A 15,600-nucleotide genomic window follows, 5' to 3' on the forward strand; every position below is an offset into this window, starting at 1 on the left:
GCACCGGCCTCATGGCGCGGACGACGGCGACGGCTGGGCCGACGACGCTGGCCATCGGGACCGACGGCGCCCTGCACGGGCTGAGCATCACCTTCGCCGACAGGCGCCGGACTCTCGCTCGCTTCCACAACACTCGCGACGACTTCGGGGCTCTGCTCCTGAACCGGGTTGGGGTTCTGGTTGCGATCCTGCTGATAGGAATTGCGCCCGTTCGACCCACCATTGCCGCCATTGCCATTATTATGGCGCTGGCTCTGGCCGCCGTGAGATTGCGACTGCTGATGATAGGGCTGGTTGGCGAAATGAGGCTGCGGCTGATCGTTGCTGAAATCCTCGTCGTCTTCCTCCTGATCTTCATCAGGACGATAACCCAGCGCATTCTGCGGCCGGGGCTGACCGTCATTCGGCGCCTGCGAGGCCATGATCAGGCGATAGTAGTGTTCTGCATGCTGATAGTAGTTCTCAGCCATGACGCGGTCGCCGGCCGAGATCGCATCGCGCGCAAGCTGCTGATACTTCTCGCAAACATGTGTCGCCGTGCCGCGGATCTTCACGTCGGGACCGTTGCTGTCATAAGCACGATTGCCGGAACTCTGAGGCTTTCTCCCACGTCCACGCGAACGCTTGGAGTTGTTGTTCTGCCCCTGCCTTATATGATTCATGATCTCGCTACTGCTTGTTCATCTGAGAGTTCAAAAAGCGATTCCGCTCCTGTTCGGGCAAGCGCAAAACGCGCGGCTCCGAATGGCGATAAAACCGGTCTCAGTTACCGGCATGCGCGTTCCGCATGACGTACTTCCGCATCAATCGCGCCATCCGGCCCCGCCGGATTGGTCATGTCGGATGCTCAGAAGTTCTGGCCCCCGGCGCCATTGCTAGCTGCCCATATTTGCGAGCCGCTGGCCGGGGCGCCTGCCTTCAGGTTCACCTCAAGCTCTCTTGAAACCAGATGTAAAGAAGCGGTTTGAAGAGCGAGGTGGTGTTCCCTTGGCTCAAATCCCTGAATTCAACCTAGCCTCTAACAAAGCTCATTCCAACCATTTTTTCTATGCTGCAATGGGAAGATCAGCCCCGTTGCAGACGCGCCACGAGCGCTCTGGGCACGCCGCCAAGGTCGTTGACGATGCCGCTGACATGGAGACCGGCGGCTTCGAAAAGCGCCTGAACGTCCGTTCCCTGACCCTGGCCGAGTTCAATAACCGCATGACCCTGCGGCGCGAGAAGGCCCGGCAGCGCGGCACCGATTGCACGATAAGCATCAAGCCCGTCCGCACCGCCATCAAGCGCAAGAAGGGGATCGTGGCTGCGCACTTCGACGTCGAGCCCGGCAATATCGGACCCGCGAATATAAGGCGGATTGGAAATCACCAGATCGAAACGCTCATCGAGCCCTTCCGCCCAGACCCCGTGTCGAAACGACGCACGAGGCCCGACACCCAGCGCATCCGCATTACGCCGGGCGACTTCCAGCGCCTTGTGTGAAAGATCGACACCCATGCCCTTTGCGTCGGCGCGCTCATGCAGCAGCGCAATCAGAAGACAGCCCGTGCCGGTGCCGAGATCGAGAATCGATGGCGACTTCTCCGCACCGATAAGGCCGAGCGCCGTTTCGACAAGCGTCTCGCTGTCCGGCCTCGGATCGAGCGTGTCAGGCGTCACGAGAAAAGACAGTCCCCAGAATTCACGGCGGCCAAGTATGCGCGACACAGGCTCTCCGGAAAGGCGGCGTGCCTCGAAACCGGCAAGCGTCGCTTCTTCGGCATCTGAAATTCTTTTGCCCGGCTCGCGGATCATCTCGATTTCATCGCAACAGCAAGCAGCCTGCGTCAGCAGCCGCGCATCGAGCTCGGGGCTTGCTATGCCTGCCTGCTTCAACCGCCAGCCAAGCATGCGATAGGCGTGATCGCGGGTCGTCATGCGTCGTCGCCAAGCGAGGCAAGCCGCATTGCCTGATCCTCGGCGACAAGCGCAGAAATCATTTCATCAAGCCCCTCGCCTTCAAGAACCTGATCGAGCTTGTGCAAGGTCAGGTTGATGCGGTGATCGGTGACGCGGCTCTGCGGGAAATTATAAGTGCGAATGCGCTCGGAACGATCGCCCGATCCAACCTGGCCCTTGCGATGCGCCGCGCGCTCGCGCGCCAGCTTCTCGCGCTCGGCTTCATAGATGCGAGCACGCAAGATCTGCATCGCACGCGCCTTGTTCTTGTGCTGGGATTTTTCATCCTGCTGCGCAACGACGACGCCGGTTGGAATATGCGTGATGCGCACCGCGCTTTCGGTCTTGTTGACGTGCTGCCCGCCCGCCCCGCTTGCCCGGTAAACGTCGATGCGAAGGTCTTTCTCCTCGATCACGATATCGACCTCTTCAGGCTCGGGCAGAACGGCGACCGTTGCGGCAGACGTATGAATGCGCCCGTCGCCTTCCGTGACCGGCACGCGCTGAACGCGATGAACGCCGCTCTCGAATTTGAACTTCGCAAAAACGCCGCGCCCGGAAACCTCGGCGATGATTTCCTTGTAGCCGCCAACCTCGCCTTCGGAGGCGCTTATCAGCTCGACCTTCCAGCCTTGCTTCGCGGCATAGCGCTCATACATGCGGAAAAGATCGCCTGCAAAAAGCGCCGCCTCGTCGCCGCCCGTGCCTGCGCGCACTTCGAGAATGACGTTGCGCTCGTCGGCGGCATCTTTCGGCAGCAGCATCAACTGCACCTGATGCTCAAGCGCGGGAAGCTCTGCATCCAGCCTGTCGATCTCGTCGCGCGCGATCTCGGCCATTTCCTTGTCCGCCAGAAGCGCCTGCGCCTCTTCTCGCGCGTCGCGCGCTGCCTGCAACTTCTTCACCGCATCGGCCACCGGTGATAATTCCGCAAACTCCCGCGACAGCGCAACGAAGCGCTCGCGCGGAACGTTGGCGTTCATCTCGGATTGAACGGCCTCGAAACGGTCGAGAACCTTGTGCAGGCGATCCTGGGAAATCATGAAACCATCGCGAAAAGAAAAAGGGGCAAGCGGGCAAAGCATCGACAAGGATGCGCCGCTAATCCCCCGCGAGAACGCGCGGCTGGTTGGCGGCTTCTTCCGCCGCACGCGCTGCCTCGATCTCCTTGGCTTTCGCTTCGACAAGCTCAACGAGATGATCGACGATCCGGTCGTTCTTGATCTTGTGATCGGTGACGCCTGCCAGATAGACCATGCCGGAACCGGCTCCGCCGCCGGTGAAACCGATATCGGTCTGCTCCGCCTCGCCCGGCCCGTTGACGACGCAGCCAATGACCGAAAGCGTCATGGGCGTCGGAATATGCGCGAGACGATCTTCCAGAAGCTTCACGGTGCCGATGACATCGAAGCCCTGCCGCGCGCAAGAGGGGCAGGAAATGATCGTGACACCGCGATGGCGAAGACCGAGCGACTTCAGAATATCGAAGCCGACCTTCACTTCCTCGACCGGATGGGCCGAGAGCGAGACGCGGATCGTGTCACCGATGCCGCCCCAAAGCAGCATGCCGAGCCCGATGGAGGATTTGACCGTGCCGGTCATCAAGCCGCCCGCTTCGGTGACGCCGATATGCAGCGGGCAGTCGATTGCCTCCGCCAATTGCTGATAGGCGGCAACCGTCAGGAACGCGTCGGAAGCTTTGACGCTGATCTTGAACTCATGGAAGTCGTGATCTTGCAGGATGCGCGCGTGATCGAGCGCGCTCTCCACCATCGCCTCGGGGCAAGGCTCACCGTATTTCTCCAGAAGGTCGCGCTCAAGCGAACCGGCATTGACGCCGATGCGCATCGAGACGCCGTGATCCTTCGCCGCCTGCACGACCTCGCGCACGCGTGCCGCCGAACCGATATTGCCGGGATTGATGCGAAGGCAGGCCGCACCCGCCTCCGCCGCCTCGATGGCGCGGCGATAGTGAAAATGGATGTCGGCAACAATCGGCATCTTGGTGGCGCGAACGATCTCTTTCAGCGCCCTGGTCGAATCCTCATCCGGGCATGAAACGCGAACGATGTCGCAACCGGCCTCCTCGATCTGGCGGATCTGCTCGATCGTCGCCTTGGCGTCGGAGGTCAGCGTATTGGTCATCGTCTGCACGGAAATCGGCGCGTCGCCGCCCACCGGCACCGATCCAACATGGATCTTCCGGCTCGGCCTTCGGGCGATATCGCGCCAGGGACGAATGCTCATACGAGACTTCCGTGGGTCTTGCCGGATGGTCCGGCCTGTCAATGAATGACTATATAGGCTCATTCATAGCAGAAATCAGGCAGGCGCAAATGACAACCGGCCGCGGCTAAAGTTCGCCGCCGCTCCTGCGGGCCATCTTCCGGCGGTAAAGAGCGCCTATTTGCTACTGAGCGGCTGCGGGCGCGGCGGATTGCGGCGCCGCTTCGGCGGAAACCGGGGCGAGATGCGGCATGGAGGCGATCAGGGCATCCGCATCGAGCGATTTTCCGGTCAGAACAAGGGTCGGCGGGCCAGCGAGGCCCAGCGAGGCATTGTCGACCAGAAGCTCAAAGGCGCTCGCATCGCGGGCGACCAGAATGCTGCCCGGCTTGGCGGGCACGCGGTAGCTGTCGCCAGCCTTGAGCGTGTTTTCGATCAGCACATGGCCCTGCGCATCCTCGATGCGTATCCAGGCGTCATCCTTGCGGGCGCGCACGACGACGCGGCCATCCGTGTTCTCGGCGCCGTAAATCTGGCGATCGGGAATGGGGGCCAGGGTCGGAATGGCAGGCGGGGCGTCAGGTGCAACGACGCTCTCAACCGGGCCGGTTTGCGGTGCAAGCGCCGCGACGACTGTCGTTTCGGCAGGTGCCGCAGCAGGTGCGGGCGGCAGAACGGCATAAACGCTGGACGGATCGACGGGTGCACCCGTGCCCAAAATCTGCGCGGCAGAGGCGCTTCCGCCAGCCCGCGTCGCCGCAGAGGCCGGATCGCCGCTCAAACCGGCAGGCCGCTCATCAGGCGTATCGGCGCCGGCCACACGGGCCTCGATGCTCGCCGGAACAGGGGGCACGCGCTCGGTGATCATGCTGTCGGCGGAGCGGGTCAGCAGGTAGCCACCATAAATGCCCGCCGCCACAAGCAGGCCGACAACAAGAAATGCGCCACGCGGCAAGCGCTTTTCGGTGGAAAGCTTGGGGAAAGCAAGATTGTCCCGCGCCGCTTCCTGCTGGTCGATCTCCGCCTTGTAACGTTCGACGATATGGACGCTGTCGAGGCCGAGATATTCGGCATAGGAGCGGACGAAGCCGATCGCATAGGCGCGACCCGGCAAATCGTCGTAACGGCTTTCTTCCAGCGCTTCGAGCTGCTCGCGGCGAATGCGCAGCGCCTGCGCGATCCCGCGCATATCCTCCGACCGGCGTTCACGCGCCGCGCGCAGGTCTGAGCCGACCGTCTCTGCGGCCGTTGAAAGTTCGTTCGTTATGTCTCGAAGATGCAATCGGCGGCGCGCCTCCGACCGGTCTGCGGGCGCGAGCTTCGCTACATTCGTCATCGTCTTGGGATCTTCCCCGGGTTGAGCCGTCCCCATTGCGTTCACCGCTTGGCGTATGACACCGGCAGCCCTCAGGACTGTGGCAAAAACCACTCATGTACCGTATTGGAACACGCTTGGTCTAAGTCGATGTATGCGCCTATAAATCCGCCGGTCTGCATGCCCCTGCTATGCAGCCTAGCGAATAGAATAAATCAAAAGCGTTGATCTGTCGCAACTATAGATTGATCCGGACGTACCAAAATCGATCAGTTGACGCTGGATCGGCCCGCCCCGCCTAAATGACGACGGCGTGGTCCTCGGCGAAGACGCGAAGCTGGTCGCGCACGCTCTGGTCGGCAAGCCCGTAAAGCCCCTCCATATAGGCCTCGAGAGTCTGGGCGTTGAGCGAACGCACCATCATCTTGACCGGCCCGATGGCCGCCGGCGACATGGAGATGTGTCGAAATCCAAGCCCGATCAGCGCCATGGCCTCAAGCGGCTTGCCCGACATTTCACCGCAAAGCGTGACCGGGACATTATGCGCGCGGCATTTGACGATGATGAAGCGCAGGAAGCTCAGCACGGCCGGGCTCAGGAGGTCGTAGCGATTCGCGACGCGCGGATTGCCGCGATCGGTCGCGAACAGGAACTGCATCAGGTCATTGCTCCCGACACTGACGAAATCGACCAGCGGCAGCAGCGTATCGAGCTGCCAGACCAGCGAAGGCACTTCGAGCATGGTGCCGATTTCGAGGCGCGCGGGCGCGGGCTTGCCGAATTTGACCAGCCGCGCGAGCTCCTTGTCGACAAGGGCGCGTGCTTTCTTGAACTCGGCGACCTCGGCCACCATCGGAAACATGATCTTGAGCGAACGCCCTGCCGCAGCGGCAAGCAGCGCACGCAACTGATGGCGCAACAGCGCGGGCCGGTCGAGGCCGATGCGAATCGCGCGCCAGCCAAGCGCCGGGTTCTCTTCCTTGAACGCGGCAATATCCATATAGGGCAGCATTTTATCGCCGCCGATATCAAGCGTGCGAAAGACGGTCGGCTTCTCGCCCGCCGCATCGAGCACGGCGGAATAAAGCTCGATCTGATCCTTCAGGCTCGGCAGCTTGGAGGCGACCATGAACTGCAATTCGGTGCGGAACAGGCCGATGCCTTCCGCGCCCGATTCGTGCAGATGCGCGAGATCGACCTGAAGACCGGCATTCACGTAAAGCGTCACCTTCTCGGCATCGAGCGAGACGGAGGGCTCATGGCGGATCGCGCGATATTGTTCCTGCTTGCGGGCACGAAAGCGCGCTTTTTCCGAATAGGCGTCGATGATGTCCTGAGATGGACGGATGTAAAGCTCGCCCGAATCGCCATCGACGATGATCGCATCGCCCGTATCGATGTTGTCGAGAACGGCTTCGGCGCGGCCGACGGTCGCGATGCCGAGCGCGCGCGCAACGATGGCGACATGCGCGTTCTGCGCACCCTCTTCGAGCACGAGACCGCGCAGGCGCTCCTTGTCGTAGTCGAGAAGCTCGGCCGGGCCCATATTGCGAGCAATGAGGATCGCGTCATTGGGCAGATTGCCGCTGGCCGAGGACAGCTTCACGCCGGTCAACTGGCGCAAAAGCCTGTTCGCCAGATCGTCGAAATCATGCAGGCGGTCGCGCAAATAAGGGTCTGCGGCGCGAAGCAGCCGGGCGCGGGTGTCGTTCTGGACGCGCTCGACCGCCGCTTCGGCGGTGAGGCCGGTGCGAACCGCCTCGGTCATGCGCTGGAGCCAGCCGCGATCATTGGCGAACATGCGATAGGCCTGAAGCACCTCGCGATGCTCGCCGGCATGGGACAGGTCTTCCGTCTCCAGCATGTCGTCGATGGAACCGCGTAGCTGATAGACCGCCTGTTCGAGCCGGTCGAATTCGGCATCGACGTCTTCCGCGATGAGCTTCGTCACATGAACGCGCGGCTCATGCAGCACGGCATGGCCAAGCGCTATGCCTTCGGCAAAGGAGGTTGCCGTGATGTGCACGGGGCGGCGCTGCGTCAGAGAGGGGCCGTTAAGCTCCTGCAAATTGATGAGATCGCCCGACGCCACCACTTCGGCCAGCACCATGGCGACCGTCTGCAGCGCCTCGACTTCTTCTTCGGTGTAATTGCGCTTGGTGCGATTCTGCACGACAAGCACGCCGACGACGCGGCCCGAGCGCAAGACGGGCACGCCCATCAGCGACTTGTAGACCTCTTCGCCCGTTTCCGGACGATAGGCGAAACCGGGATGGGACTGGGCATCGGCCAGATTGAGCGGGCGCGCATGAGCGGCGATATCGCCGACAAGGCCTTCGCCGACTTTCAGCCGGGTCTTGTGAACGGCCGTATGTTTCAGGCCTTCAGTGGCGAAAAGCTCAAGCTCCTGCGTCGGCCGCATGAGATAGACCGAGCAGACTTCCGCGACCATGTTGGCCGCGATGAGCACCACAATTTTGTCGAGCCGCTTCTGCGCCGCTTCCGGCTCCGCCATGACTTCGCGCAAGCGGCGAAGCAAAACGCGAGGACCGCCAACGGAGCCCGCCATCAGCTGCCGTCCCTCTCGCAAGGGCGGCACCCTGCCAGCACGTAAACGTGCGAAAGCCGGGCCCGCTTCATGCGAGACACCGGCCTTGGCAGGATGAAAGAAAGCGAATCGATCACACGATCCCCACTATTCGCCGTCGAGCCCGTAAGCCGTGTGCAGCGCCCGCACGGCCAGTTCAGTATACTCCGCCGCGATCAGCACGCTCACCTTGATCTCACTCGTGGTGATGGCAAGAATATTGATGCCTTTTTCGCCGAGCGTCTGGAACATGGTCTTGGCAACGCCCGAATGGCTGCGCATGCCGATGCCGATGACGGAAATCTTGACGATATTGAGGTCCGACTTGACCTCCTGAAAGCCGATCTCCTTCTGAGCCTTGCGGATCACATCCTCGGCCCGGGCAAGCTCCGCCTGCGGCACGGTAAACGTGATGTCGGTGCTCTTCCCGTCATCCGACAAGTTCTGGATAATCATGTCGACATTGAACAAATGGTCGGCAAGCGGCCCGAAAACGCGCGCCGCGACGCCGGGCTTGTCCTCGACCTTGACGAGGGTGACTTTGGCCTCGTCCTTGGAATAGGCGATGCCACTAACGATTTGCTGTTCCACGATTTCGTCCTCGTCGCAAACAAGGGTGCCAGGATAGGTGTCTGCCGAGCCGTCTTTCCGCAAGCAACTCGGGGCGGCGTCGGGCGCGTCAAAGCTCGAGCGGACCTGAAGGCGCACTCGATGAACCATGGCGAGTTCGACTGAACGGGTTTGGAGCACCTTGGCGCCGAGCGACGCCATCTCCAGCATTTCCTCGTAACTGATCTTATCAAGCTTTCGGGCCTTCGCAACGATGCGCGGGTCCGTCGTATAGACGCCATCGACATCGGTATAGATGTCGCAAAGGTCCGCCTTCACCGCCGCTGCAATCGCCACCGCGCTCGTATCCGAGCCGCCGCGGCCAAGCGTCGTGATCCTGTTATCGGGCGCAAGGCCCTGAAAACCTGCAATGACGGCCACTTCGCCGCGTTCGAAACGCTCGACAAGGGTCGTGCCGTCAATGTCCAGAATGCGCGCCGCGCCATGCGCATTATCGGTGCGAATGGGTATCTGCCAGCCGAGCCAGGAGCGCGCGGCAATGCCGATGCGCTGAAGCTCGATCGCCAGCAGTCCTGACGTCACCTGCTCGCCCGATGCGACGATCGAGTCATATTCGCGCGCATCGTGCAAAGGCGCGACTTCGCGCGCCCAGCCGACCAGCTCATTCGTCTTGCCCGACATGGCCGAGACGACGACAGCGACCTGATGACCCGCATCGACTTCGCGTTTCACATGCTGCGCCACATTGCGAATGCGCTCTATGTCGGCGACCGAGGTTCCGCCGAATTTCATGACCAGTCTGGCCATAGAGGAAAATCCTGTCTGAGCCCCTCCACCGCGCGCCACTGAACGCTCGAAGCGGGTCTTCTTCTAACCAATCCGCACAAAGGGGCTGAAGCTCGCTGGCCGCTGGACCGGGAGCCGTCGGACGCCCTATATCATATTGTCGGATACATACTCGGATGGCACCGGCCCCGCAACCGGCGCAGGCCCCAGGGCAGCCGCCCGAATTGACGCACACGTAAAGGGACGCGTTTCGAGCATGAGCATCGCCCCCCAGGAAAGCCCGCAGCCGCACAGCCCTGCGCCGGACGCGAACACCCCCCGGATCGACACCGTCGACCCCGCAGAAGTCGCCCGTTTTTCAGCCATAGCCGCAGAATGGTGGGACCCGGCGGGCAAATTCCGCCCACTGCACAAGTTCAACCCGGTCCGGCTTGGCTTCGTTCGCGAGCGTGTCGTCGCCCATTTTGGCCTCGACGGCAGCTCCATGCGGCCTTTCGAGGGCATGCGCTTTCTGGATATCGGCTGCGGCGGCGGCTTGCTGACCGAGCCCATGTGCCGCCTCGGCGCGACGATCACGGGTGCCGACGCGTCTGAAAAGAACATCGCGACGGCCTCCGTCCATGCGGCCGAACAGGGCCTCGGAATCGATTATCGCGCCACCACGGCGGAAGCGCTGGCGGAAGCGGGCGAGCGCTTCGATGTGATTCTCAATATGGAAGTGATCGAGCATGTCGCCGATCGCGACGCCTTTCTTGATTGCTGCGCGCAAATGCTGAAGCCCGGCGGCATCATGTTTGTCGCAACCCTGAACCGGACGCTGAAGGCGCTGGGCCTTGCGGTCATCGGCGCGGAATATATTCTCGGCTGGCTGCCGCGCGGCACGCATGACTGGTCGAAATTCGTCACGCCCAACGAAATGAAGCGCGGCCTGAGCGCTGCGGGCCTCAACATCGCCGAGATTGCAGGCATTTCCTACAATCCGCTGCTCGATAGCTGGTCGCTCGGTCGCGATACCGGGGTCAACTACATGGTGCTCGCAACGAAACCGGATGCCGGTTGACGCCATGACGCGGGGGCACGTCGATCTCGCCATCAAGCGCGCGCCGCGCCAGAAACGGGCCATCGAAACCTATGAGCGCATTCTCGACGTTGCCGCACGGCTTTTATGCGAGATCGGCGTCGAGCGCATTTCAACGAACCTGATCGCGGCGGGCGCAGGCATCAAGGTGCCGACGCTCTATCGCTATTTCCCGAACAAATATGCCGTGCTGATGGCGCTGGGCGACCGGCTGATGACGCATCAAAATGCGGTGATCGAGGAATGGCTTGCCCGCAGCGCCGAAAACCCGAAGCCCGACGCGCTGATTGCGGACATTCTGTTCCTCATCGAACGCACCATCGAGGTGACGCGGGCCGAGCCGGGCGCTCTGGCAATTAGCCACGCCCTGCGCGCCCTGCCGCCGCTGCAGGATGTGCGCATCGCCTCCCATCGCATGATGAGCGACGTGATCGTCGAGCGCATCGGCGCGCTTCTGCCCCATACGTCGCGCGACGAACTCTGGCCGCGCATCCGCCTGTCGATCGAGCTTTGCTATGCCGCCATAGAAATGGCGCTGGAAGAGCCGAAGGTCGATGCCGCAACGGTGGCAAATGAAACCTCCGCCCATATCCAGGCCTATTGGCGGGAATGGCTGGCAGCGGCCGCAAAAAGATAGTCTTAGCTATTCTTTATTGACAGCCCTTTGCCGCTTCGGCATCTTTTTGTCGGATGGCAGGATTTTTTGAAGGACCGACTATGCGTAGCGTGATTTCCGGCACCCTTCTCGCCCTCATCGCCTTGACCGGCTGCGACGACAAACCCGCCGCGCCGACGCCGGTGGTGCTCGATACGCGTCTTCTCGATATTTACGACCGCACTTGTGCAGCCTGCCATGCCAACAACCCCGAAAGCGGCGCGCCGCAGGCCCATGACGTGGCCGCATGGAAGCCGCGCCTCTCGTTCGGCGACGAAACCCTGCTCGATCATTCGATTCAAGGTTTCAACGGCATGCCGCCGCTTGGCCAATGCGTCGAATGCAATGCCGACGATCTGATGCAGCTGATCCATTTCATGGCGGCTCCCCTTGCCAGCAAAGAAAAATAGAAAGGAGGACGCGCAGTGAACCACCTCTCGCGCCGTAGCCTCTTGCAATTCGCCACAGCCGCTTCGGCGCTGGCGGCGACCGGCACCATTCCGGCTCTCGTCCAATCCGCCTTTGCAAATGATGCGCCCACCGCGCAGCCAAAGACGCTGCCCTGGCGCAACTGGTCGGGCGGGCAGACATGCACGCCCGCTATGCGCGCCGCGCCCGCCGATGAAGCCGAGCTTGCCGATCTGATCGCCAAAGCCGCAACGCCGATCCGCGCGGTGGGCGCAGGCCACTCATTCTCGCCGCTCGTGCCGACCAACGGCACGCTGCTGACGCTCGACCGCATCGCAGGTGTCACCGCCATCGAGGCGAAAACGCATCAGGCCGACATTTTGGCGGGCACGCGGCTTGCGCGCATGAGCGACGACCTCGCCAAGGCGGGCCTTGCGCTCGACAATATGCCCGACATCAACAAGCAATCGCTGGCAGGCGCGATCTCGACCGCAACACATGGCACGGGCAGCGAGATCGGCTCGCTCTCGACTTTCCTGCAAGGGCTGCGTCTCGTCACGGCATCGGGCAAAGCGATCGACTGCGACGCGAAGCGACAGCCGGAAATATTTCAGGCCGCACGTGTCTCACTCGGCGCGCTCGGCATCATCACCAAAGCGCGCATACAGGCGCGTCCGCTCTACAAGCTGAAGCGTCGCACCTGGGTCGCGCCGGTCGAGGAGATGCTGGAGCAGGTTTCGGCGCTTGAAGCGAAGAACCGCAATTTCGAATTTTACTACATCCCCTATTCGGGCATGGCGCTGGGCATTTCGAACAATGAAACCGACGAGGCCGAAACGCCCGCGCCTGTGAACGAGGACGATGACGGCTTGCGCCAGTTGAAGATGCTGGACGACTGGCTCGGCTGGTCGCCGGGCCTGCGTCGCTGGACGATCCAGAAAATCCTCGGCGGCATGGAGCCGGAGGAGCGCGTCGACTTCTCGCACAAGACGCTTTCAACGGAGCGTGGCGTGCGCTTCAACGAAATGGAATATCACCTGCCGCGCGAGGCCGCGCCCGCGGCGCTGCGCGAAATCATCGAGACAATCGAGAAGAACAACATCAAGGTTTTCTTCCCGATCGAATTCCGCACGGTTGCCGCCGACGACATATGGCTGAGCCCTTTCTACGGCCGCAAGAGCGCATCGATTGCGGTCCACCAGTTTTACGAATGGGACTACAAGCCCTATTTCACAGCCATCGAACCGATCTTCCGCAAACATGACGGCCGCCCGCATTGGGGCAAGCTGAATACGCTGGAGGCGGCGGACTTCGCGGCGATCTACCCGAAATGGAAAGACTTTCTGAAAGTGCGCGCCGAACTTGATCCGAAGGGGAAGTTTCTCAATCCCTATTTGAGGAAAGTGTTCGGGGTGGCGTGAGGCGCTTTGCGCTTTACCTCCCCTGACCCGTCATGGCCGGGCTTGACGATTGTAGGGATGATGGGACAACCCACATTTGGCGTCGTCCCGGGACTTGTTCCCGGGACCCATCTAACTCGCAACACGCGGGAGACGCCCATGGACCCCGGGAACAAGTCCCGGGGTGACACTGAAATATTGAAAACGCTTAGCGCAAAATGAAACGTATCAGGCGCCGCTAATTCGCCTGCCTCGGCGTGACCACCGGCAGCGGCGCAACCTCAACGCCTTCTTCGATCAATTCACGGGCCTCTTCGAGCGTCGCTTCGCCGTAAATGTCGCGATGTGGCTCTTCCTCGTAATGGATGCGCCGCGCGGTCTCGGCAAACTTGTCACCGACATAATCGCAGTTATCTTCGACGTGCTTGCGCAGCGCAGTCATCATCGTGACCATCTTCTGCGCCAACTCCGCTTGCGGCGAAGACGCGTCGCGGTCGGCACTCTTCTTCGTGCCGCTGACATTCGGCGCCATCAATGCCTTGCGCACATCGACGCTGCCGCAAACGGGACAGGCGATCTCGGACGCCGCAGCCTGTTTGTCAAAGACGGATGACGAGCCGAACCAGCCGTCGAATTCATGCTCATGCTCGCAAAGAAGCGCGTAACGGATCATGACGCCTCCTTCACGGCGCTGACGGGCGCGGCAAATGCGCGGTCATGTTGAAGGCTTGGAACCTTGCCCCGCGCCTCATCGACTTTCGCCGGATCGATTTCCGCCATGACAATGCCGGGCTCTATGCCCGCCTCGGCGACGATCTCGCCCCAGGGCGCAACGATGAGGCTATGGCCGAAGGTCTCGCGACCGTTTTCATGGAGTCCACCTTGCGCGGGCGCCAAGACGAAGGAGCCCGTCTCGATGGCGCGGGCGCGAAGCAGCACATGCCAATGGGCTTCGCCGGTCGGCTTCGTGAAAGCCGACGGCACGGTAAGAAAGCGCGCGCCGGCATGCGCAAGCGCACGATAAAGATGCGGAAAGCGAAGGTCGTAGCAGACCGTCATGCCGAGCCGACCCCAAGGGAGATCGGCGGTGACAGCCTGCGCGCCCGGCTCGAAATTGCGCGACTCGCGATAGCTTTCGCCATTGCCGAGATCGACATCGAACATGTGGATCTTGTCATAGCGCGCCGCGACATTTCCATCAGGCGCGATCAGGAACGAGCGATTGGCAAGTTTCTCAGGCGCGATCCTGATCGGCAGAGAACCGATGAGCAGCCAGACCTTTTTCTCCCGCGCAACGGCGCGGAGCGTGGCAAGCGCAAGGTCTTCGCTTTCAGGCTTCGTCTTTTCAAAAAGCAATTCGCGCTTTGCTACCATCAGCGACGTGTTCTCAGGCGTCGCGATGAACTGCGCACCATCATCCGCCGCTTTCGCAACCAGCCCGACCGCCGCATCGATATTCGGCGCAATCTCGCGGCCTGAGCGCAACTGCACGCAAGCAGCGAGAAAGGGGTGATGATGGGTGGCGTTCATGGCCTCAGGCCACAGCGAGAAGCGGATCGAGCTTGCCCGCATGATCAAGCGCGTGAAGATCGTCGCAGCCGCCGACATGCGTGCCGTTGATGAAAATCTGCGGCACGGTATAGCCGCCATTGGCGCGAGCCGTCATCTCGTCGCGCTTGGCCTGATCCATGCCGACATCGATTTCCTTGAAGGCGACGCCCTTCTTGCTCAGCAGCGATTTCGCCCGGTGGCAGTAAGGGCACATCATTGTCGTGTAGATGGTCACATCCGCCATAAGCGGGCACTCCTCGCGAAAAAATCCTCCCTTATCATATAGATAGGCCCTCGCCGGGAACAACCCGGGCAAGACACAGCACCCGGACCTCGCGGGCGCCGGCGGCTTTTACGGCCCGGCAGCAGGCATCGACGGTCGCGCCTGTCGTCACCACATCGTCAACGATGACGACGACCCGGCCCTGCACAAGGTCGCGTGCCGCCTTGCCGAGACGGAAGGCGCCCGCGACATTCCGTCGCCGCGCGGAGCCCGACAAGCCGACCTGAGGCGGCGTCGCGCGCACGCGTTCGAGAAGGTCAACCGCAAGAGGTACGTCCGAAGCGCGGGCGATATGGCGGGCAAGCTCAGCCGACTGATTGAAGCGTCGCGAAAAGAAGCGGCTTCGATGCAGCGGCACAGGAGCGACAATATCGGCACCGCCCAGAATGTCCCCGCCCGCCCGCACCATCCAGCGGGCAAAGACGGGACCCGCCTCCATGCGGTCGGAATATTTGAAGCGGTGGACGATTTTTGCGCTCGCGTCCGAATAGCGCATGACCGCGCGCGCCTTCGTATAAGGCGGCGGCGAAGCCAGTGCGGCAGCGCTTACCATGTCGTCGCCCGGATCATAGGGGAAGGGAACGCCGCTCACCGGGCAATAGGGCCGCTCGATGAACTCGATTTCTCCCCAGCACGGCCCGCAAAGCACGCCATGCGCGCCCGTGCCCCTGCCGCAGGACAGGCAAAGCGGCGGCAGCGCAATATCGGCGGCGCGGCTCGCCCATGCGCGCAGCCTCGCGGCGCAGGTTTTGACCGTCGGAAAGATTTGCATGCCCCCTCGTTACGATGCGGAGGGTAGCGCA

The 15,600-nt window shown here is 61.9% G+C and carries 15 protein-coding genes; 4 read left to right on the top strand and 11 right to left on the bottom strand.

Going from position 1 to position 15,600, the window contains the following annotated elements:
- From WA943_RS00405 to WA943_RS00435, 7 genes are all read right to left on the bottom strand, one after another.
- Positions 1-662 (bottom strand): DUF4167 domain-containing protein (locus WA943_RS00405; RefSeq protein ID WP_424467561.1); only part of this gene is annotated, 662 nt, incomplete at its 3' end.
- Positions 663-1,065: 403 nt separating this feature from the next.
- Positions 1,066-1,917 (bottom strand): peptide chain release factor N(5)-glutamine methyltransferase, encoded by an 852-nt coding sequence (prmC, locus tag WA943_RS00410; protein WP_424467563.1) that lies wholly within the window; start codon positions 1,915-1,917, stop codon positions 1,066-1,068.
- Positions 1,914-2,981, bottom strand: coding sequence for a peptide chain release factor 1 (gene prfA / locus WA943_RS00415; RefSeq protein WP_424467565.1), 1,068 nt, complete (start codon positions 2,979-2,981; stop codon positions 1,914-1,916). Before prfA ends, prmC begins: the two co-directional genes overlap by 4 nt.
- A 58-nt stretch (positions 2,982-3,039) precedes the next feature.
- Positions 3,040-4,185 carry a flavodoxin-dependent (E)-4-hydroxy-3-methylbut-2-enyl-diphosphate synthase gene (gene ispG / locus WA943_RS00420; RefSeq protein WP_424467567.1) on the bottom strand — a complete coding sequence of 382 codons (1,146 nt, stop codon included), beginning with the start codon at positions 4,183-4,185 and terminating at the stop codon, positions 3,040-3,042.
- Between the two features lie 163 nt (positions 4,186-4,348).
- Entirely contained in the window at positions 4,349-5,500 is a 1,152-nt protein-coding gene (locus WA943_RS00425; RefSeq protein ID WP_424467569.1) for a helix-turn-helix domain-containing protein, read from the bottom strand.
- Positions 5,501-5,777: 277 nt separating this feature from the next.
- Positions 5,778-8,048, bottom strand: a complete 2,271-nt coding sequence (ptsP, locus tag WA943_RS00430; protein ID WP_424467571.1) for a phosphoenolpyruvate--protein phosphotransferase — start codon at positions 8,046-8,048, stop codon at positions 5,778-5,780.
- 126 nt (positions 8,049-8,174) lie between these two features.
- Positions 8,175-9,443 carry an aspartate kinase gene (locus WA943_RS00435; RefSeq protein WP_424467573.1) on the bottom strand — a complete coding sequence of 423 codons (1,269 nt, stop codon included), beginning with the start codon at positions 9,441-9,443 and terminating at the stop codon, positions 8,175-8,177.
- Between the two features lie 235 nt (positions 9,444-9,678).
- Here WA943_RS00435 and ubiG point away from each other — a divergent pair, with 235 nt between their 5' ends.
- The 4 genes from ubiG to WA943_RS00455 all read left to right on the top strand — a co-directional run bounded on the left by ubiG (position 9,679) and on the right by WA943_RS00455 (position 12,984).
- The gene (gene ubiG, locus WA943_RS00440; protein ID WP_424467575.1) at positions 9,679-10,482 is read left to right on the top strand and encodes a bifunctional 2-polyprenyl-6-hydroxyphenol methylase/3-demethylubiquinol 3-O-methyltransferase UbiG; all 804 of its coding nucleotides are present in this window, start codon (positions 9,679-9,681) and stop codon (positions 10,480-10,482) included.
- A gap of 4 nt (positions 10,483-10,486) precedes the next feature.
- Positions 10,487-11,137: a TetR/AcrR family transcriptional regulator gene (locus tag WA943_RS00445; protein ID WP_424467577.1), complete on the top strand. Its 651-nt coding sequence runs from the start codon at positions 10,487-10,489 to the stop codon at positions 11,135-11,137.
- Positions 11,138-11,217: 80 nt separating this feature from the next.
- Positions 11,218-11,565, top strand: coding sequence for a c-type cytochrome (locus WA943_RS00450; protein ID WP_424467579.1), 348 nt, complete (start codon positions 11,218-11,220; stop codon positions 11,563-11,565).
- Between the two features lie 15 nt (positions 11,566-11,580).
- Entirely contained in the window at positions 11,581-12,984 is a 1,404-nt protein-coding gene (locus WA943_RS00455) for a D-arabinono-1,4-lactone oxidase (RefSeq protein ID WP_424467581.1), read from the top strand.
- 217 nt (positions 12,985-13,201) lie between these two features.
- On the opposite strand, the gene WA943_RS00460 is transcribed toward WA943_RS00455, so the two are convergent.
- Genes WA943_RS00460 through WA943_RS00475 form a run of 4 tightly spaced genes read right to left on the bottom strand, consistent with a single transcriptional unit; the run spans position 13,202 to position 15,569 of the window.
- Positions 13,202-13,636 carry a DUF1178 family protein gene (locus WA943_RS00460; protein WP_424467583.1) on the bottom strand — a complete coding sequence of 145 codons (435 nt, stop codon included), beginning with the start codon at positions 13,634-13,636 and terminating at the stop codon, positions 13,202-13,204.
- The gene (locus tag WA943_RS00465; protein WP_424467621.1) at positions 13,633-14,493 is read right to left on the bottom strand and encodes a carbon-nitrogen hydrolase family protein; all 861 of its coding nucleotides are present in this window, start codon (positions 14,491-14,493) and stop codon (positions 13,633-13,635) included. The genes WA943_RS00460 and WA943_RS00465 overlap by 4 nt, the downstream gene beginning before the upstream one ends.
- A 4-nt stretch (positions 14,494-14,497) precedes the next feature.
- A complete protein-coding gene (grxC, locus tag WA943_RS00470) occupies positions 14,498-14,758 on the bottom strand; it encodes a glutaredoxin 3 (protein ID WP_424467585.1) in 261 nt (86 codons plus the stop codon).
- A 34-nt stretch (positions 14,759-14,792) separates the two neighbouring features.
- Positions 14,793-15,569: a ComF family protein gene (locus WA943_RS00475; RefSeq protein WP_424467587.1), complete on the bottom strand. Its 777-nt coding sequence runs from the start codon at positions 15,567-15,569 to the stop codon at positions 14,793-14,795.
- Between the last annotated feature and the right edge of the window lie 31 nt (positions 15,570-15,600).

The organism is Parvibaculum sp. (assembly GCF_049651025.1).
Classification (GTDB): domain Bacteria; phylum Pseudomonadota; class Alphaproteobacteria; order Parvibaculales; family Parvibaculaceae; genus Parvibaculum.

Coding starts and splice junctions, on each gene's coding strand:
- prmC (WP_424467563.1), bottom strand. CDS start 1,917: ATGACGACCCGCGATCACGCCTATCGCATGCTTGGCTGGCGGTTGAAG.
- prfA (WP_424467565.1), bottom strand. CDS start 2,981: ATGATTTCCCAGGATCGCCTGCACAAGGTTCTCGACCGTTTCGAGGCC.
- ispG (WP_424467567.1), bottom strand. CDS start 4,185: ATGAGCATTCGTCCCTGGCGCGATATCGCCCGAAGGCCGAGCCGGAAG.
- WA943_RS00425 (WP_424467569.1), bottom strand. CDS start 5,500: ATGACGAATGTAGCGAAGCTCGCGCCCGCAGACCGGTCGGAGGCGCGC.
- ptsP (WP_424467571.1), bottom strand. CDS start 8,048: ATGGCGGGCTCCGTTGGCGGTCCTCGCGTTTTGCTTCGCCGCTTGCGC.
- WA943_RS00435 (WP_424467573.1), bottom strand. CDS start 9,443: ATGGCCAGACTGGTCATGAAATTCGGCGGAACCTCGGTCGCCGACATA.
- ubiG (WP_424467575.1), top strand. CDS start 9,679: ATGAGCATCGCCCCCCAGGAAAGCCCGCAGCCGCACAGCCCTGCGCCG.
- WA943_RS00445 (WP_424467577.1), top strand. CDS start 10,487: ATGACGCGGGGGCACGTCGATCTCGCCATCAAGCGCGCGCCGCGCCAG.
- WA943_RS00450 (WP_424467579.1), top strand. CDS start 11,218: ATGCGTAGCGTGATTTCCGGCACCCTTCTCGCCCTCATCGCCTTGACC.
- WA943_RS00460 (WP_424467583.1), bottom strand. CDS start 13,636: ATGATCCGTTACGCGCTTCTTTGCGAGCATGAGCATGAATTCGACGGC.
- WA943_RS00465 (WP_424467621.1), bottom strand. CDS start 14,493: ATGAACGCCACCCATCATCACCCCTTTCTCGCTGCTTGCGTGCAGTTG.
- grxC (WP_424467585.1), bottom strand. CDS start 14,758: ATGGCGGATGTGACCATCTACACGACAATGATGTGCCCTTACTGCCAC.
- WA943_RS00475 (WP_424467587.1), bottom strand. CDS start 15,569: ATGCAAATCTTTCCGACGGTCAAAACCTGCGCCGCGAGGCTGCGCGCA.